Annotated in this window: 22 protein-coding genes and 1 other annotated feature; of the genes, 6 read left to right on the top strand and 16 right to left on the bottom strand. The window is 53.8% G+C overall.

All coding sequences use genetic code 11. The annotated features are described in order from the left end of the window. Positions 1-59: 59 nt before the first annotated feature. Complete coding sequence (gene gbpA / locus ACRDCA_RS07250) at positions 60-1481, bottom strand: N-acetylglucosamine-binding protein GbpA (protein ID WP_438688920.1); 1422 nt, start codon at positions 1479-1481, stop codon at positions 60-62. A 275-nt stretch (positions 1482-1756) separates the two neighbouring features. On the opposite strand from gbpA, the gene gspS reads away from it, so the two are divergent. Continuing rightward, complete coding sequence (gene gspS, locus ACRDCA_RS07245; protein WP_438688919.1) at positions 1757-2134, top strand: type II secretion system pilot lipoprotein GspS; 378 nt, start codon at positions 1757-1759, stop codon at positions 2132-2134. A 199-nt stretch (positions 2135-2333) separates the two neighbouring features. Here gspS and ACRDCA_RS07240 read toward each other — a convergent pair whose 3' ends face one another. The 15 genes from ACRDCA_RS07240 to ACRDCA_RS07170 all read right to left on the bottom strand — a co-directional run bounded on the left by ACRDCA_RS07240 (position 2334) and on the right by ACRDCA_RS07170 (position 14967). After that, positions 2334-3152, bottom strand: coding sequence for a prepilin peptidase (locus tag ACRDCA_RS07240; protein WP_438688918.1), 819 nt, complete (start codon positions 3150-3152; stop codon positions 2334-2336). A gap of 17 nt (positions 3153-3169) precedes the next feature. Further along, complete coding sequence (gene gspM / locus ACRDCA_RS07235; protein ID WP_438688917.1) at positions 3170-3616, bottom strand: type II secretion system protein GspM; 447 nt, start codon at positions 3614-3616, stop codon at positions 3170-3172. Beyond that, positions 3613-4713 carry a type II secretion system protein GspL gene (gene gspL / locus ACRDCA_RS07230; RefSeq protein ID WP_438688916.1) on the bottom strand — a complete coding sequence of 367 codons (1101 nt, stop codon included), beginning with the start codon at positions 4711-4713 and terminating at the stop codon, positions 3613-3615. Before gspL ends, gspM begins: the two co-directional genes overlap by 4 nt. After that, positions 4713-5669, bottom strand: a complete 957-nt coding sequence (gspK, locus tag ACRDCA_RS07225; protein ID WP_438688915.1) for a type II secretion system minor pseudopilin GspK — start codon at positions 5667-5669, stop codon at positions 4713-4715. Before gspK ends, gspL begins: the two co-directional genes overlap by 1 nt. Next, positions 5666-6274 carry a type II secretion system minor pseudopilin GspJ gene (gspJ, locus tag ACRDCA_RS07220; RefSeq protein ID WP_438688914.1) on the bottom strand — a complete coding sequence of 203 codons (609 nt, stop codon included), beginning with the start codon at positions 6272-6274 and terminating at the stop codon, positions 5666-5668. The genes gspK and gspJ overlap by 4 nt, the downstream gene beginning before the upstream one ends. Further along, the gene (gene gspI / locus ACRDCA_RS07215; RefSeq protein ID WP_438688913.1) at positions 6262-6627 is read right to left on the bottom strand and encodes a type II secretion system minor pseudopilin GspI; all 366 of its coding nucleotides are present in this window, start codon (positions 6625-6627) and stop codon (positions 6262-6264) included. The genes gspJ and gspI overlap by 13 nt, the downstream gene beginning before the upstream one ends. Further along, positions 6617-7120, bottom strand: coding sequence for a type II secretion system minor pseudopilin GspH (gene gspH / locus ACRDCA_RS07210; RefSeq protein WP_438688912.1), 504 nt, complete (start codon positions 7118-7120; stop codon positions 6617-6619). The genes gspI and gspH overlap by 11 nt, the downstream gene beginning before the upstream one ends. Then, the gene (gene gspG / locus ACRDCA_RS07205; RefSeq protein WP_438688911.1) at positions 7104-7547 is read right to left on the bottom strand and encodes a type II secretion system major pseudopilin GspG; all 444 of its coding nucleotides are present in this window, start codon (positions 7545-7547) and stop codon (positions 7104-7106) included. Before gspG ends, gspH begins: the two co-directional genes overlap by 17 nt. Before the next feature lie 15 nt (positions 7548-7562). Next, entirely contained in the window at positions 7563-8777 is a 1215-nt protein-coding gene (gene gspF / locus ACRDCA_RS07200; protein ID WP_438688910.1) for a type II secretion system inner membrane protein GspF, read from the bottom strand. Continuing rightward, the gene (gspE, locus tag ACRDCA_RS07195; protein ID WP_438688909.1) at positions 8764-10248 is read right to left on the bottom strand and encodes a type II secretion system ATPase GspE; all 1485 of its coding nucleotides are present in this window, start codon (positions 10246-10248) and stop codon (positions 8764-8766) included. The genes gspF and gspE overlap by 14 nt, the downstream gene beginning before the upstream one ends. Continuing rightward, the gene (gspD, locus tag ACRDCA_RS07190) at positions 10245-12158 is read right to left on the bottom strand and encodes a type II secretion system secretin GspD (protein WP_438688908.1); all 1914 of its coding nucleotides are present in this window, start codon (positions 12156-12158) and stop codon (positions 10245-10247) included. Before gspD ends, gspE begins: the two co-directional genes overlap by 4 nt. A 70-nt stretch (positions 12159-12228) precedes the next feature. Further along, positions 12229-12768 (bottom strand): type II secretion system protein N, encoded by a 540-nt coding sequence (locus tag ACRDCA_RS07185; protein WP_438688907.1) that lies wholly within the window; start codon positions 12766-12768, stop codon positions 12229-12231. Between the two features lie 36 nt (positions 12769-12804). After that, the gene (locus ACRDCA_RS07180; protein WP_438688906.1) at positions 12805-13278 is read right to left on the bottom strand and encodes a winged helix-turn-helix domain-containing protein; all 474 of its coding nucleotides are present in this window, start codon (positions 13276-13278) and stop codon (positions 12805-12807) included. A 412-nt stretch (positions 13279-13690) separates the two neighbouring features. Continuing rightward, complete coding sequence (locus ACRDCA_RS07175; protein ID WP_438688905.1) at positions 13691-14182, bottom strand: hypothetical protein; 492 nt, start codon at positions 14180-14182, stop codon at positions 13691-13693. After that, positions 14167-14967, bottom strand: a complete 801-nt coding sequence (locus tag ACRDCA_RS07170; protein WP_438688904.1) for a winged helix-turn-helix domain-containing protein — start codon at positions 14965-14967, stop codon at positions 14167-14169. The genes ACRDCA_RS07175 and ACRDCA_RS07170 overlap by 16 nt, the downstream gene beginning before the upstream one ends. A 410-nt stretch (positions 14968-15377) precedes the next feature. Here ACRDCA_RS07170 and dnaX point away from each other — a divergent pair, with 410 nt between their 5' ends. The 5 genes from dnaX to adk all read left to right on the top strand — a co-directional run bounded on the left by dnaX (position 15378) and on the right by adk (position 21204). Then, positions 15378-17330: a DNA polymerase III subunit gamma/tau gene (dnaX, locus tag ACRDCA_RS07165; RefSeq protein ID WP_438688903.1), complete on the top strand. Its 1953-nt coding sequence runs from the start codon at positions 15378-15380 to the stop codon at positions 17328-17330. Further along, positions 16663-16727 (top strand) — a sequence feature (DnaX frameshifting element). (Overlaps the previous gene by 65 nt.) Positions 17331-17370: 40 nt before the next feature. Next, positions 17371-17700 carry a YbaB/EbfC family nucleoid-associated protein gene (locus ACRDCA_RS07160; RefSeq protein WP_025122516.1) on the top strand — a complete coding sequence of 110 codons (330 nt, stop codon included), beginning with the start codon at positions 17371-17373 and terminating at the stop codon, positions 17698-17700. After that, positions 17700-18305, top strand: coding sequence for a recombination mediator RecR (recR, locus tag ACRDCA_RS07155; protein ID WP_024484410.1), 606 nt, complete (start codon positions 17700-17702; stop codon positions 18303-18305). The genes ACRDCA_RS07160 and recR overlap by 1 nt, the downstream gene beginning before the upstream one ends. A gap of 141 nt (positions 18306-18446) precedes the next feature. Further along, entirely contained in the window at positions 18447-20312 is a 1866-nt protein-coding gene (gene htpG, locus ACRDCA_RS07150) for a molecular chaperone HtpG (protein ID WP_438688902.1), read from the top strand. 247 nt (positions 20313-20559) lie between these two features. Then, positions 20560-21204, top strand: coding sequence for an adenylate kinase (gene adk / locus ACRDCA_RS07145; protein WP_025122518.1), 645 nt, complete (start codon positions 20560-20562; stop codon positions 21202-21204). Positions 21205-21217 lie beyond the last annotated feature (13 nt).

Below are 21217 nucleotides of genomic sequence, written 5' to 3'. Positions count from 1 at the left end.
TAATACTAACAGCGGCCCAGGAAGGGCCGCTGTTGGCAGGGGTAAAACGTTTCAGACGCTTATTTCAGTGTCCAGGCGTCCTGCCAGTTGCTGCCCACACCCGGTTCAAACTGAGAGGTGGTTGCAGTCCACTGGGTGCAGTAGCCGTTATAAGGGAAAGGCTTGCACTGGTAGGTTTTGCCATCTTTAGGCTGCAAGACCACGGTCCCGGCAACGTACGAGGTGATATTCTCCGGGAAGATATGTTGGTATTCACCGGTACCACCGTTGTTGGCGTTCTCTACTTGCAGATCGATCACGTCCTGCTTGACCAATTTACCGTCTTTATTGGTCGCAAAGTATTTGAGCATGTGATGGCCAGCCGTCACGTCTTTCAGCATGATGCTGAACGGCATGTTGCCATCGGCGATATCCTGTTTCACGTAGCCCTTTTCACTGCCGTGGTGGTTGATCACCGTGGCTTCGAAGCGGATCTCGCCTTTGGCCTGCACGTTGAAGTCCAGCTTGGCCTGGCCGTCCTGGATTTTGCTGACCTGCACACCGGAAACGGTCACTTCTTCAGTAATTTCAGGCGACTGTTCTTCATAAGAGATCACCACTTTATTCAGGCGGCTATCTTTCTTCACGAACACGCTGTTATTGCCGAAGACCGGGTTGACATTACCTTGACCGTCTTTTACCCCAACGCGAACGTCGCTGTGGGTGCTGTTGATCTGGGTGGCCAAATCGTAGGACCAACGGTTTTTATCCGTCTGCTCCTGGGTGGCGATAGTCATTTCAGTGCGCTTGGCCTGCACTTCACCTTGATCGTCGAAGAAACGGGCGATGACTTTATCGCCTTGACGCAGATCTTTACCGACAATCTGGCCTGTAAGCTGAGTTGCCCACTCTGAAACCACGCCTTCTTCACCACCGAAGTCGACGTCAACGACTTGATAGAAGCTGTTGATGGTATCGAAAATTTCCCATACGCCATAGATGACCTGGGAACCGGTGCGTTGCGGAACATCACAGCTGTGGGTAACGCGTGTCGCAGGCAATTCCTGATGGCCTTCAACCTGGCAGAAAGGCGTGCTTTCGAAAGAGGCGCGCGTCAGCGGCTGGTTCTGATCCCAATCCTGCTTGGTGATGTAATAGCGCCAGTTGTTGGTTTTATGCGCAGCCGTGTGGTACCAGGTAAAGTTGTTCATACCGGCTTTGATTGGGTTCTTCGCCCAAAGGTTGGTACTTTGTTTGTCCAGCGGAGAGAATTGAGAAAGGCTGGCGCTAGCCAATTCACCATCCAGAGGCAAAGGCCCTGTTGGGAAGCCCGAGTCTTTCTCAATGCTTTGTGGCTCGTATTCCGCCTGGCCACAATCGTAGTTCTGTTGCATCTTGCATTTATAAGCCCGGCTTTCTGGGAACTCAATATAGCCGTGTGCCCAGGAACCCGAAGAAATAATTAAAGCAGAAACTGCTAATGCAACTTTTTTCAATCTCATTATATTATCCGAATAAAATCAAATTGGTATAATTAAAAGGATGTATAAAGATATTCCCTTTAGTCTCGGAGTGTACTCCATCGTCTCCGTGAAAACATGTTAGCGATTTTTATCGATCTGACATCTTATAATCGATTAAAATAAGGTCTTTTAATATTAAGTGGCGGGCGCTAAGGCCGTTGCTTAATGAAGTTTAAGAAGTTAATAGTGTTAACATTAGCCGTAAAACCTTAAAATAGTCACCTTGCTTGCTAATGAAATATGACGAAATCAATATGAAAAAATACACGCTGCCTTTGCTGTTGGGGGCAAGTTTACTGACCGGTTGTTCACTTTCTACTTCTGAGCAAGAGGCGCCCTTGGCACAGCCACCGCAGGTAGAGCAATTGGCTACGCTGGTGGCCTCCAGCGGGTTTTTAAGGGACCACTGTCAGCGCAGCGATGTGCCCGCAGAGAGGAAGCTGATCCTGGCTGCGCATTCACAGGCGAAAAGCAAAGGATGGGCATTGAACGGTGCGGCAGAGCAACAGCTTGCGGCACGAGCCAACAGTATTTTAACGGATCTGGATCAGGACGGGTCGCCGTTGGCGGAGAAATGTGCTTACTTTAACCAGCAGTTGGCATCGTTTATTGAGCTGGCACGCCGCCAGTAATATTGGTTGCTACAGGATAATTGAGGGGGCGTAATTAGCTGTGTTAAATAACCGCTACACCCCAAGTTTGAGACAGGGGGAAGTCATTGCAGGTTAGCCGACCGTTGAGCGCAGGGATGCGCGATTGCGAGCCCCCAAGGACGGGTTCACGGCGTGTCGGCGTTCTGCATGACTTACACCTGTAGCACTATTCGGTCAGCTATAAACTGACAATCATCATCCAGAATCCCGCCACCGCCAGCCCTGGGCCAAAAGGTAATGGCCGTAACCAAACCTTTTGTGCATTGCGCCAGTAAGGGAGTTGGGTCAATAACGTCGCGGAGGCTGCGATCAGCAAAATTTCAGGCAGTTGTTGCCAGCCAAACCAGGCCCCCAGTGCCGCCAGCAGTTTAAAATCACCGTAACCCAATCCTTCCCGGCCGGTCAGTAATTTGCCACCCCAAAAGATCAACCATAGCGTCATATATCCAGCGATGGCGCTAAAAATGGCGGTTGGCAGAAAATCACGATCGTGGAAACAATGCCAAATCAAGCCTAACCATAATAGCGGGTAAGTCAGCGTATCGGGCAATAATTGACAATCGAAGTCAATCGTTGCTAGCGTGATTAATAATGCACTAAAAGTAAATAGCAATAACCAATGGCTGCCTGGTGGGAAATAACAGGCCAGAACAGAGGCGATTAACATCATCACCATTTCGATTATGGGATAACGCCAGGAAATCAACGACTGGCAATGGCGACAACGTCCGTGCAATATAAGCCAACTAACCAGGGGAATATTGTCATAGCAGGCAATCGGTGTTTGACACTTTGTACAGTGCGAGTGCGGTAAGAATAGGTTGAAGCGCGCAGGAGTGGGGGGACTCTGCCGGCCAAGCTGGTTGGCAGAATGAATATCCTGTTGCTGTATCATCAGCGGTAAACGGTAGATAACCACATTTAACAAACTGCCGATACACAGGCCAAACAGGCTGGCCAGCAGCGGCCAACCGAACATGTTGAATTCAAATAACATAGGGAATACCGGTAATCTCAGTGTGAAAACGGACGTTGCAAACGTAACGTATCAATGCGGATCGTTCCCGGAGCCGGGAGGGCGGTTACTTCTAACGTTTGTACCCTGATAGCCTGTTCTCGCTGTAATTCTGCCAGCCAGACAATGAGACGGTCGAAAGGCATTGGGGCCAGGGCAAGGCTGATTTCATCCTCATCCGGCTCCATGGTTATCAGGGGCAGTTGGTGGCGCAACGCCGATTGTTCAATCACGGTGGTGAGTGACAGCAGGGGGCTTTTCACGCGGGGCTGGGCCGATTGTAAGCGAGCAAGCCGTTGTGCATGGTGTTGCAACTCGACGTTTTCGGCTGCGGCCTGCCGTGCCTGAGCCTGCTGGTAGTAATAACCCATCAGCAGGCCAAGCCCTAACAGAGCGACGAAAGCCAGGGCAAGCTTTGTGCCATAGGGCTGGAGTTGCAGGCTCATAGATCCTCCTTCACGGTGAGTATTGCTGAGTTTTCCCCGGCGATAGGTTGTAGCGAAATCCGGTTACCTTGCTCATTCACGCGGCTGAAGGGTTGAACTGCGGCGGCATTGAGAGTGATCGACAATTGGCCATGATCGCCATCAAATTTCAGCTGCTGAAGGCCGTTTTGATACCGATCAGGCAGCGCCTGCCGTAGCTGTTGTGCCAGCTCGAAAAACTGCGGTTGCTGCTGCTGGTGTTGCAGGAACCTGATCCGATTTTTGATCGCCGCCAACGGTTTTGCCGGCGTTTCTTCGCCGGAGAAAAGTTGAGCATGGGTTTGAGCCATCTGCTGGCGCAGGGCTTTTGCCTGCTTATAGTGGTGGAAACATCCCATTGCTAATGCGCCCAAGACGAGCGCCAAGCCAGCGTTCAAGGCCCAGTAACGCCAGATGCCAGAAGTTCGCCATTGGGCGCTGGGGGCAAATTCGCCTTTGAGCAAGGTGGTCGCGATATCGATTTCAGTTGTGGCGCACAACCACAGGGTTGAAGTATCGGTAACGGCAGGGGGTGGGTGCCCGACATTAAACTGCGGCAAAGACCAGTGTTGGGGCAGACAATAGCCGGACCACTTGCCCGTTCGCCACAGCGCATGTTGGCGGAGCAGGTGCCGGGTAGGATAACCTGCATAGGGGAAAGCCAGCACGTCCGGCAGCATAACGGTGGGGCGAATATCCAGCGAGGCCAGCAATTCCTGCCAGTTTTGCATCTCCGTTCGGTGAAAACCGGCCAAGGCGTAACTTGCGCCTTCGTGGCCCAGGATCACCCAATGCAGTTCCTCTACCTCCTCAAGTAATTCATCTTCACATTGAAATGCCATCGTCTGCGCCTTGGCTAGCCGGGGTGAACCGTGGAATTGTGTGCTTCGTAACACCACATGCTGCCCAGGGACCAGAACGATAGCCGGAGCCTGACGAATTTCCTCCGGCAATTTTTCGCCCTCGGATAGCTGGCCTTGTTGCTGGCAATCGTCCTTTGCCGGATCGCCCCAACTCCACAGGATGGGATCCCGCGCTCCTCCCAGTGACAGTATCAATCGCTTGGTTTCCATGCTCATTACGGCTCCCCTCCATATGTTAACTGGCGCTCGATCACGCTTATTTGTTTTCGTTCATAACGCAGGAAACTCTGTAAACGGTAGCCAGCGTTTTCACCTTCGGTTGTCAGACGGGCGTAAAAGTAGTGGCTACGGGTAGCCAACAGTTTTTCACCCTCCAGAGGGGGGAGGCGAAGCGTTTGCAGGGTTTGCTGAAAAGCGGGATCGCTGATGCTGTTCCAACCGTTCAAGGGCCGGGCTGTCAGCAACTGCTGTAGCGTATTGTGGGTGGCCCTATTGAGAAAAAGTGCCTGTAATAGCGGCAGCTGTTGCTGGTCTAAGGTATTGATATTGATCTGCGGTTTTTGCTCCGGCAGAGCGCAAAGCAGGGGGGAGAGCCGCAAAAAGCGTTCGCGCTCAACACCCGGCATTGGGCGAAGTTCGGAAATGTCAGCAAATGCCACCGAGCCCGGTGCTAATTGTGCCTTGATGCTGTCGCTTAGCTGCCGGGCTTCGGCTTCGCTAAAGCCAAGATTAGCTAATAAGGCATTGAAGACTTGATGTGCGATATCGGGCTTGAAAACGGGGGCGGGGCTGTCCTCTGTTGCGGGGGGCGTTTTTTCAACCGGTTGCTCAGCCGTGGGAACGCGATAGTTCAAGCTATTGATATTAAAACAGGCTTGAGCATCGCTGAAGGTGATGGCGATGTTGCCGTCTTCGGTACGTAGTGCTTGGCCGGGTTTGGCCCAGCGCTGGCCAAGATGCACCACCGGTTCGCTTTGCAGGCTTTCCGCCAGCCACTGGCGGGCGAAGGTTTCGCCGCCCAACAACGTCCATTTGGCCTGAATACGTGACTGCTGGTTGAAGGTGCGGTTAAACGCCGAGAACCAGAATTGGTTGATCCCCACGGCGATTGTCGCCATCAGTGCCAGTAACAGCATCACCATCAGTAGTGCGACTCCTTGCTCTCGCTTCATAATCCCTGCCTAGCCAATAAGATAATGCGGCGCAGGCTGCCATATTCCGGCAGTTCAACGGTGACTTCGATAGCCTGCGGTAACACGGCGCTGGCATACCATCCGTTTTGCCAGGCCCCTCCCTGCGAGAATCGCAGTTGAAAACGTACAACGCCCTGCAGTACTGGCACCACCCGCGCTTGCGAGAGAGAGGCTCCGGGAGTAGGGAAGCTCAAACGCTGCAACTGGCCATCCCTCAGACGGTACTTGACTCGCTCCAGGGAAGAGCGATCAAGTATGGCCCCCGGATTTGCCCAGTGGCGATGTACCAGCTCAATTTCGTCCGACCTGCCTTTCACCACGATGAAATCGGCCAGATTTGGGCGGGACTCATCGGCGGCCGGTCTTACCGTAGCCTGGCTGATATCCCGCTCCATTAGCGCCAGGGCCAATTGAATTTGCGCCATCTCTGCGGTCTTGTCCTGTACCCGCTGATGAGTTTGCAAAATGCTGCGCAATATCTGCGTTGCCATCAGTGAAAGCAGCGCAAAAATTGCGATCGCCAGCATCATTTCAATCAGCGTAAATCCCTTTTGCCGCTGGCGGAGGAGGGTTATTTCATCCATGTGCGAACCTGTACCGTTGAGCGAGTGAATGCGGGATCATCGGTGACTTCGATATCGACGGCATACAGCTGGGGATTGGTGGTTTGCAGGCTGCGATAGCGCCAGAACCAATCGCGATCGCCCATACTCTCACTGCCTTGCTGCCACAGCGGCGACGGGCGCACCCCGCCAAGAGTCACTAATGCCAATTGGTTATCGGCCACCCAGCCAGCGAGGATTTTTTTGTCCAGCTCACTCAGGCTGCGAATTTGCTGACCGGTGGTGCGGGCCACGGCCATGCAGCCGATTGCAAACACCACTAACGCCACCAGAACTTCCAGCAAGGTCATGCCGCGCTGTGTTTTACTCCTCATCGCACCGCACCTCTTCGCGTTGAAAAGTCATAAATCCGTTGGCGGTGAAGCGCTGGCTACAGTTGCCCTGTAGCAGGCTCAAGCTAAACACGCTGGTTTCACCGCCAGGGAAGATCCAGAGTTGAGGTTCGGCTGCGGAGGTCAGCCTTGCTGGCAGGGCAATGGGCTGTTGTTCAATCTGGAGCGCCATGTCCAACTGCTCAGGTAAGGAGAATGCCGGTTGCTGAGCCTGATGCCACCGATCGCCGCGATAGATCATCAACTGCCAGCCGTTATGCGCCAGGGCCAGGCCGTAAAGCGCCTCTTGCTGTGACGCCTGCTCGCGCGCATGGTACAACGTGGCCATCAGCGTTGCCGCCGGGCGAGTAAACAGACCCCGGTCGGTGGACAGGCGGCCAAGCGCCAGCGTACCAGTGATGCCGATCAACACCACGACCAGCATCATTTCCAGCAACGTAAACCCTCGCTGGCGGCGATCAGTCTGAGGTGCCATTGGTAATGTCGTCTTCGGTGTCGAATTCGCCGTCCTGGCCAGCGGAAACAATTTCTATCTTGCTGGTTTTCCCTGGATTACGCAGTTGGTAATCGTTGCCCCATGGATCTTGTGGCAGGCGACGCAGATAGCCCTCTTCGGGATAATTGCGTGGCGTAGGCGGGGTGGTCGGCTTGGCAATCAGAGCCGCCAAGCCCTGTTGGTTATTGGGATAACGGCCATTGTCCAGCCGGTACATATCCAGCGCATTTTCCAGTGCGACGATATCGCTCACGGCCTTTTGGCGGTCGGCCTTGTCTTTATTGCCCATCAGGTTCGGCACGATAAAGCTGGCCAGCAAGCCGAGGATGACGATCACCACCATGATTTCCAGCAGGGTGAAACCACGCTGTTTTGCCTGCTGTGGTGAAGGTTGGGTTGAATACATTGTGTTCTCCATGGGTTAACCAATCAGGCTGTTGAGTTGAAGGATGGGTTGCAGTATGGCCAGGATGATGAACAGCACGACGCTGGCCATGCTCACCACCAGCAGTGGCTCAAACAGGCTCAATGCCAGGGCGATCCGCTGGTTAAGCGCATCCTGCTGCATATCGGCGGCGCGCTTTAACATGGTGTCCAGTTCGCCACTGCGCTCACCGGAGGCGATCATGTGGCGCATCATCGGTGAGAACAGCGCGGTGTTTTCCAACGTCTGATACAGCGATTCGCCCTCCCGCACGCGCGCCATGGCGTTGAGAAGCTGCTCGCGCGCATATTCATTGTCCAGCACCGAGGCACTGATTTTCATACTGTCGATTAAGGGCACCGCGCTGGCGTTCAAAATGCTGAGCGTATGGGCATAGCGTGCGGTGTTGAGCGTGATAAACAGCGGCCCGAGCACGGGCATTTTCAACAGACGCTGGTCCCAGGCCAGCCGCAGGTAGGGTTTTTTCAGCAGTTGTCTGCATCCCAGCCAGGCAATCACCATTGTCAGCAACAGCGCCAGCCCCCATTGGCGTAAAAAGTCACTACAGGCAATCAGGATGCGGGTGGTTACCGGCAATGCCTGCTTCATATGCATGAACTGCTCAATCACCTTGGGTACCACGGCGGTCAGCAGCAGGCTGACCACGGCAATCGCCACCAGTGTCAATACCACCGGGTAGGTCATGGCCTGGGTCATTTTGTTTTTGATTTGTTGCCGTTGCTCCACGTGGTCGGCCAACTGGGTGAGGATCAGGGGCAACTGACCGGTGGCTTCACCAGCGGCCACCATGGCGCAGAACAGCCGGTCGAACACGGCGGGATACTGGCTAAGCGTTTGCGCCAGCGGGAATCCCTCCAACACCCGGCTGCGGATCTGCATGAGCAAGGTCGCGACCGATTTCTTTTCCGATTGCCGGGCCACCGCGAATAACACCTCTTCCAGCGGTAGTGCGGCGGCGATTAGGGTGGCCAATTGACGAGTGAGCAAGGCCAGATCGCTACTGCTGAGGCGCAGCCGCTTATCGCTGGCTTGAAGGCGTGCCAGCAAGCTTGGCCGGGCAGGTACCATGTCCAGCACCGTGAGCTTTTTTTCACGCAGCTGTTGGCGAGCGCGCCGCACCGATTCCGCCTCCAGCGTGCCTTTACAGGTTTTTCCCGCGCTGTCGCAGGCGCGATAGCTAAACTTCGCCATGGTTTTCTTCCCCGGTGGCGCGTAGTACTTCTTCCAGGCTGGTCTCGCCAGCCAGCATTTTACGGATGCCGTCCTGGCGCAGGGAGGTGCGCTGCTCGCCAGCCAACCGTTCAATATTCAGTTCGCTATCGCCCTGATGGATCGCTTTACGCACGCTATCGTTAACCAGTAACAGCTCATGAATAGCCAAGCGGCCACGGTAGCCTTGGTCATGGCAGCGCTCGCACCCCATGGGCCGCCAGGCGATAGGCGAGTCCTGCGGCGACAGCTGCAGTAACCTACATTGTTGCTGATTGAGGGGATAAGGCTGTCGGCAATGCTGGCAGAGTTTGCGCAGCAGGCGCTGGGCCAGCACGCCACTCAGGGAGCTGGCGAGCAGAAAGGGTTCGATCCCCATGTCACGTAAACGGGTGATCGCGCCGATGGCGGTATTGGTATGCAGCGTCGACAGCACCAGATGGCCGGTCAGCGAGGCTTGCACGGCGATTTGTGCGGTTTCGCCATCCCTGATCTCACCGATCAGTACCACATCTGGATCCTGACGTAACAGCGCACGTAAACCGCGAGCAAAGGTCATATCGACCTTGGGATTGACCTGGGTTTGCGCGATGCCGCAGAGCTCAAACTCCACCGGATCTTCGATGGTCATGATGTTACGGCTGTCATCATTGATCTGATTGAGCAGTGAATAGAGCGTGGTGCTTTTGCCAGAGCCGGTCGGGCCGGTGACCAGGAGAATGCCATGCGGCAAGTTAACCAGGCGCAGCAGTGCCAGGAGTGCGTCCGGATCCATACCCAGGTGGGGTAAATCCAGGCTGACGCTGCCTTTATCCAGCAAACGCATCACCACGCGTTCACCATGGCTGGCCGGGATCACGGAAACCCGGACGTCGATCGCCCGGCCACCAATTTTCAGCGTGATGCGTCCATCCTGCGGTACCCGTTTTTCGGCGATATCCAGTTTCGACATCACCTTGATGCGTGATACCAATAAAGCGGCTAACTGGCGCTGCGGCGTGAGGATTTTCTTCAACACGCCGTCAACACGAAAGCGGATCACCAGCTCGCTTTCATAGGTTTCGATATGGATATCGGAGGCGCGTTGCTTGATTGCCTCGCTCAACATGGCGTTGATCAGGCGAATGATCGGCGCATCATCCTGCTCATCCAGCAGATCTTGCTGTTCAGGCAACTCTTCCGCCAGGGTGTAGAAATCCAGTTCGCTACCCAGATCCTCCATCATCTTTTGCGCATCGCCGCTGTGCTGTTGGTACTTGTACAACAGTTTCTGCTCGAAGGCCGCCGCATCCAGCGGGAGCAAATGGCAGGAGGCCGGCAGCAAGCGGGCAAGCTCAGCCAGCGTCAACGGATTAACGTCATGCCTGCACCACAGCGTCAGGCCGTCGGGTTCCTGAGACAGCACCACCTGTTGCTGGCGCGCCCAGTTGAACGGGATATGCAGCTCACTCATGGTTGTTGATGTCCATAGAAGGCCGCGATTTGCTGCTTCGCCCGCTGGAAGGCGGCGGTATTGGCCGAAGAACGCACGCTGCTCAGCTTGTCTTGCATTTCTGCTTTTAACGGCCGGACCTGGTCATGCTCCTGCTGAAAGCGTTGTGCCTTGCGGGCGCTTTCCAGGCTGTAACCGTCCGCAGAACGGATAATGGTCGGGCGGATAAACAGGATCAGGTTACGTTTGTTGTCTTTGTGCGCGGTGGAACGGAATAGGGTACCCAGCAGCGGGATACGGCTTAAATAGGGCACGGCGCTTTTGCTGTCGGACTGTGACTTGTCCAACAGGCCACCAACCACCACCGTTTCACCACTTTCAACCAGTACGGCGTTATTGACGGTGCGGATGTTGAAGGTGGCCCCCAGATTGTCTTTGTCTACCGAGCTGTTTTCCGCCACGCTGGAGACTTCCTGCTCAATCTGCAACAGCACCGACTGGCCTTTGTTGATCTGCGGTTTGACCTTGAGTTTGATGCCCACCGTTTTGCGCGAAACGGTGTTGAATACGTTATCGCTGTTGGTGGTTTGGGAGCCGGTCAGGATCGGCACATCCTGGCCGACGCTGAACTCGGCATCTTCATTATCCAGCGTGACAATGCTCGGCGTGGCCAGAATATTATTTTGGCTGGTGCTGCTGATGGCCGTCAGCAATCCCGCCCAGTTGCCGCTGTAAAAGCCGGTCACCAGCCCGTTGGCGTTTTTGAAGACTTCGCCCATGCCGCCTTTGAAACCAGGGGCAATCTGCGTCTGGGCGTTGGCGAACTGGGTGCCGCCCGCGTATTTATTGGCCCATTGAATGCCGAAGTTAAGGCCGTCAGCATCCTGCATCTCGACGATCACGGCTTCCACCAGCACCTGCGCCCGGCGCACATCCAACTGCTCGATCACCGCTTCCAGATCGCGCATGACGTCAGGAGCGGCGCTGATAATCAGGGCGTTGGTCTGTTCGTCGGCTTTGATGACGACGTTTTTAATCACTGAAACGGCCGCCCCGGCGGCGGAAGGCTTTTCGTTTTGCAGGCTGGCGCTGACGCCGGTCAACACTTCTACCAGGCTGGCTGCTTTGGCATATTTCAGCCGGATCACTTTGGTGTTGCCCTGCGAGGCTTTTTCCTGATCCAACTGTTCGATCAAATCGCGCAGATAATCTTGCATTACACCGTCACCGGATACCAAAACCGTGTTGGTGCGCTCATCGGCAACCACCTGGGTGTTGGCTGCGGCGCCACTTTTTTGTTTACCCTCATCACGCAGCAACGTAGTGATAATGCGTACAATCTCAGGCGCGGAAGCATGTTCCAGAGCGATCGATTCCACCGCGGTCTGATCGTCGTGATCCATTTCTCTGGCCAGCTCAACCAGACCATTGACCACATCGGCCCTGCCAGTGATCAGCAGCGCATTCCCGCTCTCATAGTGGGCAACGTTGCCGACTCCGATACTGTCATTCAGTTGCCGCAACAGGGGCGCAATATCCTTGGCAGCAGTATTGCGCAGCGGAACGATACGCATCACCAGCTCATCGCCAACTCCCTCAGCGCTCAACTGAGTTAACGTGGCTCTCTTTCCTTGCTTGGCAGGGATCACTTTCAGCACGTTATTAGGCATGCCGATCACGGCATAACCGTAGACATCCAGCACGTTGAGGAAGAACTGATAGTATTCTTTGGCGTCTAATTGCTCATAGCTGCGGACGGTGACTTTTCCCTTGACCGAGTCATCGAGAATGATGGTTTTCCCCAGGTTTTTACTGACGGTGTTGATAAACTCGTGGATATCCGTTCCCTTGAAATTGGCGGAGAAAGTTTCTGCTCTTACGGGGGGGGGCGAAATCAAGACGATGAAAAATAAGGTAAAAAACCAGCGCATTCCTGTGTCCATTCAGCAAAGTAATCAGGTGTATTAGTGGAAATAACTTGAATTTAATTGGGTTTTATCATCAGTCGGCTAAAATCAGCGCCGCGTAAAATCCGTTTTCATTAATCACGACCCGATCGGGCAATATCCGCAAAATGATAAATTTATCGTCGATACGATCGCTCAGCGCGTAACTGGCCTGTTTACCGCCACTGTCGATAATCGCCATGTTTTTTGCTGGATTACTGCTGATCAGCACTCCTACCAGACTATCTCTCAGCTTGGCGCGGGGGGCAGCCAGCAGCAGGGCGTCATCTGCCGCAGAACCCTGGATACGAAAGCGTTCATGGCTGTCTGTTACCGATGCCGGCGTGGTGGAACCGTATAAACCGAGCAACTCCTTTTCCAGCGAAATACTGGGGAAAGGGGAGGGAGTCGTAGGGCGTGGCAGGGGAATCTGTTCGGTATTGGTGGCCGAAAAGGTTATGGTTTTCCACCCCATCCACAGAAAGCCGGCTAAACCCAAAAGCAGGATGCCAATAGCTCCACAGGCCGAGAGATCCGCTTTCTGGCGGTAAAGATCTGACAATGTTTTCTGCATTGTTAAAATTGAAGACGTCATCCATTAACCTTGCTGCTCGTTATCCTTCGGGGGCAATCAACTTATCATTTCGTAAAATGTGAGGCTGCTCATGACCAGAAAAAACAAGCCCCAATGGATCTGCTTTCTTGTTAGTGCTGACACAAGTTTTGATTCTTTTTTCGCTTCGTCAGTGGTTGTTTCAACCGGATTTTCATCATCGCCCAAGGCCGAGTAATTAAATTTCGCACCGTGGCGCGGTATCGTTTTTAGCACGTGAGAGGGAATGCCATGACGGTTAAACAAGGCTCTGCACTGGTAAATCAGTTGGTGATAGTTATTGTCAGTAATTGAAACATGGTTATCCTGCCATACCATCCTGATAATATCCCTTTTACTTGTCACGCCAGTCAGCAAGATGAAAATCAATCTTCCTTGCAGCTCGGTAAGCGTAATGACAACCTTATCCCTTTTAAAGGTGATGGTGTTTTTATCTATATCGAAATAAACGCTTTCATTCTCTAGCACTGAGTCACTTTCAGCCAGTAACATTATAATGCCCACTGTTAGTAATTAAATGTAAGTTCACGATAGTCATCGCGGCCTATAAGAAAACACATGGCCAAGGGCAAGTCAAATCGTGGTGGTGTAATCGGAATTTTAGCAATAGTATAAAAATATAACCTTATAAAACAGGGTGTTGATGATATCTTGCTAATGGGTTTTTATAACAAATAAGCGTTTTATAATTAATTAAATGACAACGTTATCATCTTTACATAATTGCTGTTGTCAGCAGGCACTAAATAACAGAAAGGGGCAATGCCGCGCCACTGAAGCTTGAGGCTGGTGGGGGAATGCAGGTTAGCCGAGCATTGAGCGCAGGGGGAACCTCCAAGGGAGGATTTATTACGTGTCGACGTTTTGCATGCCCTACGTTAGCAGGTGCAGTTATCTCGCTGGATTACTGAGTGATATTACAGACTTGCATCGGGGAGAACATATTGCTTAACAGCAGGTTTTTATCATCCAACCAACGGATTTCAATATGGGTACCCACCTTGGTGAACAGCGTATTGAGTAGTTTGCTGGGGGCCTCATCATCGCTCTGTTGTGTTAGCGGTTTGAAGGTGAACTCATAGAACATTGGTTTGGGCAGGTAGCTGAAATTGTAGGTTCGCTTGAATTTGTAACGGTGGTTATTATCAGATATCAGGCCACCAATAATAACGACGCCTTGCTTATTGCCGGTGAAAGCAAAGTTGACTGACGCCGTCATATCAATCACCTCCTGTGTGCCATCGGTGTCTTCCAGCGCGTGGCTCAAATATAATGAGGATTCGCAATGGATCCCGGACAACGGATCGTCAACTTGATACAGATAGAAGTAATACAGGGCGGATAACAAGCAAAACAGAGCCAGCAGCACCAGTGGGATTTTTAGTTTGACGGCCATAAAGTGGTGTACTCATTCTCACAGTGATAATAGTTTCCTTGCGTATCAACCGAGCATTTGGCGATAAACTGATGGCCAATACCCTCTGACATATTCAACCGGCGGCTGGCCTGCGCCAATATGACCTCATCTTTAAGACATCCTTCCGTTAGCAAACTGTTGGTGGCTAAATAGTTGAGGTAGCGCTGTTGATCCTCATCACGCAGTTGTGTGAGAAAATAGATCGGACAGCTATTTATACTGCCGATATATATCACGCCCTGGGACTTGTGCAGCTCTTGATAGCGCTTGTTGATCAGGAAACAGAGCAGACCGGCAATGACCAGCAGCAGGATCAGCAGATTGATAGATAGCATAGAGGACGCTAACGGTTTTTTCTTGATGCTGACGGGAAGTTGTTCGGCAGAGTGGGAGTTCGCCGTGGTGGCAACCGCAGCGGGGACATCTGGCGGGCTTTCCGTTTCGATATGAATGCTGCTGTTGAGACGATAACCCGTTTTGGCAACGGTAATAATAAGGCGTTCCTGCAGGCCAATGGAAACCAATGCTCTGCGGGTGACGCTGATATACTGATTTAACGTTGCAGGGGCCGGGGTGAGGCCATGCTGTTGCCAGACCTGTTGCATTAGCTCTTCTCGTCGCAGACAAACCGGGCCTGCTTTGAGCAACTGATGAAGGATCCGGGCGTTCAGGCTGGATAAAAAAACCTCTCGGTCATTGACCACGTTTTTCAGGCTGCCATTGTCAGGATTAAAAGCCACGATCCTGTTAATCAAGTAGATCATACAGTTACCTAAGAGCGGCGAATGCCTCTTTAACTCAGTTCTTTCCGTTTCAATCTGTCGTTGTGGACAACATGCCTCGTTATTTCGCAACGAATAGTAACATAATGCCACTTTCAGACTCATCTGACCACCGCATAAAAAGTGAAAAATGTAACATTAAATGTTGGTGAAATAACACGTCTTCCTTTGCCCTGGGCCTGACAGTCATGATGCAAAGTTATAGGAATGACGGCGGGCGTCCTGTTAAACTAATATAGTGTCAGTTTTACTGTTATTGTAAGTGGCCGTCAGACGATAAAGGGTATTGGTTCAACCTCGCTACCTTGCAGGCCGCACACATGGCAATGTCCTTGACGTTGTGATGTACTACTTGGGTTGAAATTACTCTATAAATCAGTGATGAAGTCTTAATGAGCTATCAGGTTCTTGCCCGTAAGTGGCGCCCCCAAACGTTTGCCGAGGTTGTCGGACAAGAGCATGTCCTGACGGCGCTGGCCAATGGCCTCTCCCTGGGGCGGATCCATCACGCCTATCTGTTCTCCGGCACGCGCGGCGTGGGTAAGACCACCATTGCGCGGTTGCTGGCCAAAGGTTTGAACTGCGAAACAGGTATCACCGCGACGCCCTGTGGCCAATGTGATAACTGCCGTGAGATTGAACAGGGGCGTTTTGTCGATCTGATCGAGATCGATGCCGCCTCCAGAACCAAAGTGGAAGATACCCGCGATCTGCTGGATAACGTGCAATACGCCCCGGCGCGTGGCCGTTTCAAGGTCTACCTGATCGACGAAGTTCACATGCTCTCGCGCCACAGCTTCAATGCGTTGTTGAAAACGCTCGAAGAGCCGCCCGCACACGTCAAGTTCCTGTTGGCCACCACCGATCCGCAGAAGCTGCCAGTCACGATTCTTTCCCGCTGCCTGCAATTCCATCTTAAAGCGATGGACGTGGAGCAGATCCGTACGCAGTTGGAAACCGTATTGCTGGCTGAGCACATCACCAGCGATGCCCGCGCGTTGCAACTGTTGGCACGCGCCGCCGATGGCAGCATGCGTGATGCCCTCAGCCTGACCGATCAGGCGATTGCCATGGGGCAAGGGCAGGTGACGACCGACACCGTCAGCCAAATGCTGGGGACGTTGGATGATGAGCAACCGCTGGCCATCCTGGAAGCCCTGGTGAGTGCTGATGGCGAAAAAGTGATGGCCCAGGTCGCCCAGGCAGCGTCACGCGGCGTGGACTGGGAAAACCTGCTGGTGGAAACGCTGGCATTGCTGCATCGCATTGCGATGGTACAGCTGCTGCCCTCGGAGTTGGATAATCACTACGCCGCCATTGAACAGCGGTTACGCGAGCTGGCGCGCACCCTGCCGCCAACGGACGTCCAGCTTTACTATCAAACCTTGTTGGTTGGCCGCAAAGAGCTGGCTTATGCCCCGGATCGTCGCATGGGGGTTGAGATGACCCTGCTACGCGCACTGGCGTTTCATCCAAAAGCGGTGATCCCAGAGCCGGTGGCCATGGTGCAAATTGCGCCCGCGCAACCGCAGGTGAATATGGCCGTTGCGCCACCGTCTCCCTATCCGGATGCACCACCTCCCTTAGGGCAGGCCGCACCGCCACAGAACACTCAGCCAACCAATTTACCGGATGCTACCGCGCAGCTGCTTAAGGCGCGAACCCAGTTGCTGCGGCAGCAGGGGGCATCCACTGCAAAAAAGAATGAGCCGGTAGCGCCAGGAAAATCGCTACCGGCCAACTCGGCACTAGAGCGTTTAGCCTCGGTCACCGAACGCAGTCAGAAGCGTCAGGCCGAAAAGATCGTGACGGAGACACCGGCCAAGCCGGAGGCCTACCGCTGGCGTGCGCTTACTGAACCTGAGGCCGCGCCGGAACCGCGTGCTACGCCCAAAGCGTTGCGCACGGCGCTCGAACATGAAAAAACGCCCGAGTTGTCGGCTAAACTGGTGGTTGAGTCCATCGAGCGCGATCCCTGGGCGGCGGAAATCGACCAGCTAAAAATACCGAAACTGGTGCAGCAACTGGCGCTCAACGCCTTTAAGCAACAGCTGGCACCGGACAGCATTTGTCTCCACCTGCGGTCTTCGCAGCGTCATCTGAACTCGCCCTCGGCGCAGAAGACGCTCGCGCAGGCACTCAGTGAGTTACATGGCCGCACGGTTGAACTCAGCGTGGTGGAAGACGATAATCCGGCGGAGCGGACTCCGCTGGAGTGGCGGCAAGCCATTTATGAAGAAAAACTGGCGCAGGCTCGCCAGTCCATCGTTGCGGATACCCATATCCAGACCCTGCGCCGGTTCTTCGACGCGGATCTGGATGAAGAGAGTATTCGCCCTGTTTAATGCGGCGCACAGTGCGCGGCCAATGCTATGAGAGACGACTATGTTTGGTAAAGGCGGTATGGGTAACCTGATGAAGCAAGCCCAGCAAATGCAGGAAAAAATGCAGCAGATGCAGGAAGAGATTGCCAAGTTGGAAGTCACTGGCGAATCCGGCGCTGGCCTGGTGAAAGTCACCATCAACGGGGCACATAACTGCCGTCGTGTAGAAATTGACCCAAGCCTGATGGAAGACGACAAAGAGATGCTGGAAGATCTGATCGCTGCGGCGTTCAATGACGCGGCACGCCGCATCGATGAAACCCAGAAAGAGAAGATGGCGTCGGTTTCCAGCGGGATGCAGTTGCCACCTGGCTTTAAGATGCCGTTCTAATGCAAACCAGCCCGCTCCTTGAATCATTGATGGAGGCACTGCGCTGCCTGCCGGGCGTTGGCCCGAAGTCGGCGCAGCGTATGGCATTCCAACTGCTGCAGCGCGATCGCAGCGGTGGGATGCGGTTAGCGCAGGCGTTGACCCGTGCCATGTCGGAGATAGGCCACTGTGCCGATTGCCGCACCTTCACCGAGCAGGATACCTGCACCATCTGCAATAACGTGCGTCGTCAGCAAAACGGCCAGATTTGCGTGGTGGAGAGCCCGGCGGATATTCACGCCATCGAGCAAACCGGCCAGTTTGCCGGGCGCTACTTTGTGCTGATGGGCCATCTGTCACCGTTAGACGGCATCGGCCCTGGCGATATTGGCCTGGATCGGCTGGAGCAACGGCTGGAGAAGGAAACCATCACCGAGGTGATCCTGGCCACCAACCCGACGGTAGAAGGGGACGCCACGGCCAACTACATCGCCGAGATGTGTGGCCAGTATGGCGTGCTCGCCAGCCGCATTGCCCACGGCGTGCCGGTAGGCGGCGAACTGGAAATGGTGGACGGCACCACGCTGTCACACTCCCTGGCCGGACGCCACGCGATCAAATTCTGATGGTTCAGTGCGGGGCAGCCTTTTGCCCCGCAATCAGTTGTCAAAAAATTCCCTGCCAGCCGCTTGAAAAACCTCAAAGTTAACCCCACTTAATCCCCATGTCCGATTTGGTCGTTACTGTCTTTGAGGTAATCAATGAGTATGAAAGGTCAAGAAACCCGTGGGTTCCAGTCTGAAGTAAAACAACTGCTTCATTTGATGATTCATTCGCTGTACTCCAATAAAGAAATCTTCCTGCGTGAGCTGATCTCCAACGCCTCCGATGCGGCGGATAAGCTGCGTTTCCGCGCGCTTTCCACCCCTGAGCTGTATGAAGGTGATGGCGAACTGCGTGTGCGTCTGTCCTTCGACAAAGAGAAGCGCACCCTGACGATTGCCGATAACGGCATCGGCATGAGCCGCGAAGAAGTGATTGAAAACCTGGGGACGATTGCCAAGTCCGGCACCAAAGCCTTCCTGGAGTCTATCGGCTCCGATCAGGCGAAAGACAGCCAGTTGATCGGTCAGTTCGGCGTGGGCTTCTACTCAGCGTTCATCGTAGCGGACAAAGTCACCGTACGTACCCGTGCGGCCGGTGCTGCGCAAGATCAAGGGGTGTACTGGGAGTCTGCCGGTGAAGGCGACTACACCATCGCTGATATCAACAAGGCCGATCGCGGCAGCGAAATTACCCTGCACCTGCGTGAAGGCGAAGATGAATACCTCGACGGCTGGCGTCTGCGCTCGGTGATTGGCAAATATTCCGATCATATTGCGCTGCCGGTAGAGATCGAAACCAAGAATGAAGAAGACGGCACCGTCACCTGGGAGAAGATCAACAAGGCGCAAGCATTGTGGACTCGCAGCAAGTCAGACGTGAGCGAAGAAGAATACAAAGAGTTCTACAAGCACATTGCCCATGACTTTACCGATCCGCTGAGCTGGAGCCACAACCGGGTGGAAGGCAAGCAGGAATACACCAGCCTGCTGTATATCCCGGCCCAGGCGCCGTGGGATATGTGGAATCGCGATCACAAACACGGCCTGAAACTGTACGTTCAGCGCGTGTTTATCATGGATGACGCCGAGCAGTTCATGCCGAACTATCTGCGCTTTGTGCGTGGTCTGATCGATTCCAACGATCTGCCGCTGAACGTATCGCGTGAAATTCTGCAAGACAGCCGTGTTACCCAGAACCTGCGTGGCGCGCTGACCAAACGCGTGCTGCAGATGTTGGAGAAACTGGCAAAAGACGATGCCGAAGCCTACCAGAAGTTCTGGCAGCAGTTCGGTATGGTACTGAAAGAAGGCCCAGCGGAGGACGGCGGCAATAAAGAAGCCATCGCCAAACTGCTGCGCTTTGCTTCTACGCATAACGACAGCTCGGCGCAAACCGTCTCGCTGGAAGAGTACGTTGGCCGTATGGCGGAAGGCCAGGACAAGATTTACTACATCACCGCCGACAGCTATGCCGCTGCCAAGAGCAGCCCGCACCTGGAGCTGTTCCGTAAAAAAGGCATCGAAGTGCTGCTGCTGTCTGACCGCATCGATGAGTGGATGATGAGCTACCTGACCGAGTTTGACGGCAAGGTGTTCCAGTCGGTCAGCAAAGCGGATGAAGCGTTGGATAAGCTGGCGGATGAAACCGAAGAGCAGAAAGAAGCCGAGAAGCAGCTGGAGCCGTTTATCGAGCGGGTCAAGACGCTGCTGGGTGAGCGCGTGAAGGACGTGCGTCTGACACATCGCCTGACGGATACGCCGGCAATTGTAACTACCGACGCTGACGAAATGAGTACTCAGATGGCCAAGCTGTTTGCCGCTGCGGGCCAGGCTGCGCCGGAAGTGAAGTATATCTTCGAGCTGAACCCGGAGCATGCGCTGGTCAAACGCGCATCTGACGTGGGCGATAACGAACAATTTGCCGAATGGATCGATCTGCTGTTGGATCAGGCCCTGCTGGCCGAGCGTGGTACGCTGGAAGATCCTAACCAGTTTATCCGCCGCATGAACAAGCTGTTATCGGCTTAATCAGATAAATGCGCCCCAGACCTGCGGGTTTGGGGCGTAATCTCTTCTATTTCCTTTAAATTTTTCCGTTGCTTGCCTCGTTTCAGCCCGGTTTTTCCGCAATCGATTTCCTCCAGCTACCTTGAGCCAACCCCATCAGAAATGGTAAGGTTGAGTGTTTTCGAAATTTAATAAAAACTCAAACCCGATAAACTTCCGGCTACGGCCCGAAGAATGAAGGGAAATACATAGCAAGGGGATTTACGCAATGCGTATCATTCTGCTGGGCGCTCCAGGCGCTGGTAAAGGCACTCAGGCTCAATTCATCATGGAGAAATACGGCATTCCGCAAATCTCTACGGGTGATATGTTGCGCGCAGCCGTCAAGGCCGGTTCTGAACTGGGTCAAAAGGCGAAAGAAATCATGGACGCCGGCAAGCTGGTGACCGATGAACTGGTTATTGCGCTGGTTAAAGAGCGCATCACCCAGGAAGACTGCCGTAACGGTTTCCTGCTGGACGGTTTCCCACGCACCATTCCACAGGCCGATGCCATGAAAGAAGCCGGCATCAAAGTGGATTACGTGCTGGAATTTGACGTGCCGGACGAACTGATCGTCGATCGTATCGTTGGCCGCCGTGTACATGCGCCATCTGGCCGCGTGTACCACATCAAATTCAATCCGCCGAAGGTGGAAGGTAAAGACGACGCTACCGGCGAAGAGCTGACCACCCGCAAAGACGATCAGGAAGAGACCGTGCGTAAGCGCCTGGTGGAATACCATCAGATGACCGCGCCACTGGTGTCTTACTATCATAAAGAAGCCGAGGCGGGTAACACGGCTTACCACAAGATCGATGGCACCCGTAAAGTGACAGAAGTGAGCGCTGAGCTGGCGGCCATTCTGGGCTAATCGGTGTTTACGC

Source organism: Serratia sp. (in: enterobacteria), from assembly GCF_051654945.1.
Lineage (GTDB): Bacteria > Pseudomonadota > Gammaproteobacteria > Enterobacterales > Enterobacteriaceae > Chania.
Note: the sequence above shows the minus strand (reverse complement) of the source record. Positions and strands in the feature narration are given on the sequence as shown.

Excerpts from the sequence above, each read along its gene's own strand:
- gbpA (WP_438688920.1), bottom strand. The coding sequence starts at position 1,481 with ATGAGATTGAAAAAAGTTGCATTAGCAGTTTCTGCTTTAATTATTTCT.
- gspS (WP_438688919.1), top strand. The coding sequence starts at position 1,757 with ATGAAAAAATACACGCTGCCTTTGCTGTTGGGGGCAAGTTTACTGACC.
- ACRDCA_RS07240 (WP_438688918.1), bottom strand. The coding sequence starts at position 3,152 with ATGTTATTTGAATTCAACATGTTCGGTTGGCCGCTGCTGGCCAGCCTG.
- gspM (WP_438688917.1), bottom strand. The coding sequence starts at position 3,616 with ATGAGCCTGCAACTCCAGCCCTATGGCACAAAGCTTGCCCTGGCTTTC.
- gspL (WP_438688916.1), bottom strand. The coding sequence starts at position 4,713 with ATGAGCATGGAAACCAAGCGATTGATACTGTCACTGGGAGGAGCGCGG.
- gspK (WP_438688915.1), bottom strand. The coding sequence starts at position 5,669 with ATGAAGCGAGAGCAAGGAGTCGCACTACTGATGGTGATGCTGTTACTG.
- gspJ (WP_438688914.1), bottom strand. The coding sequence starts at position 6,274 with ATGGATGAAATAACCCTCCTCCGCCAGCGGCAAAAGGGATTTACGCTG.
- gspI (WP_438688913.1), bottom strand. The coding sequence starts at position 6,627 with ATGAGGAGTAAAACACAGCGCGGCATGACCTTGCTGGAAGTTCTGGTG.
- gspH (WP_438688912.1), bottom strand. The coding sequence starts at position 7,120 with ATGGCACCTCAGACTGATCGCCGCCAGCGAGGGTTTACGTTGCTGGAA.
- gspG (WP_438688911.1), bottom strand. The coding sequence starts at position 7,547 with ATGTATTCAACCCAACCTTCACCACAGCAGGCAAAACAGCGTGGTTTC.
- gspF (WP_438688910.1), bottom strand. The coding sequence starts at position 8,777 with ATGGCGAAGTTTAGCTATCGCGCCTGCGACAGCGCGGGAAAAACCTGT.
- gspE (WP_438688909.1), bottom strand. The coding sequence starts at position 10,248 with ATGAGTGAGCTGCATATCCCGTTCAACTGGGCGCGCCAGCAACAGGTG.
- gspD (WP_438688908.1), bottom strand. The coding sequence starts at position 12,158 with ATGCGCTGGTTTTTTACCTTATTTTTCATCGTCTTGATTTCGCCCCCC.
- ACRDCA_RS07185 (WP_438688907.1), bottom strand. The coding sequence starts at position 12,768 with ATGACGTCTTCAATTTTAACAATGCAGAAAACATTGTCAGATCTTTAC.
- ACRDCA_RS07180 (WP_438688906.1), bottom strand. The coding sequence starts at position 13,278 with ATGTTACTGGCTGAAAGTGACTCAGTGCTAGAGAATGAAAGCGTTTAT.
- ACRDCA_RS07175 (WP_438688905.1), bottom strand. The coding sequence starts at position 14,182 with ATGGCCGTCAAACTAAAAATCCCACTGGTGCTGCTGGCTCTGTTTTGC.
- ACRDCA_RS07170 (WP_438688904.1), bottom strand. The coding sequence starts at position 14,967 with ATGATCTACTTGATTAACAGGATCGTGGCTTTTAATCCTGACAATGGC.
- dnaX (WP_438688903.1), top strand. The coding sequence starts at position 15,378 with ATGAGCTATCAGGTTCTTGCCCGTAAGTGGCGCCCCCAAACGTTTGCC.
- ACRDCA_RS07160 (WP_025122516.1), top strand. The coding sequence starts at position 17,371 with ATGTTTGGTAAAGGCGGTATGGGTAACCTGATGAAGCAAGCCCAGCAA.
- recR (WP_024484410.1), top strand. The coding sequence starts at position 17,700 with ATGCAAACCAGCCCGCTCCTTGAATCATTGATGGAGGCACTGCGCTGC.
- htpG (WP_438688902.1), top strand. The coding sequence starts at position 18,447 with ATGAAAGGTCAAGAAACCCGTGGGTTCCAGTCTGAAGTAAAACAACTG.
- adk (WP_025122518.1), top strand. The coding sequence starts at position 20,560 with ATGCGTATCATTCTGCTGGGCGCTCCAGGCGCTGGTAAAGGCACTCAG.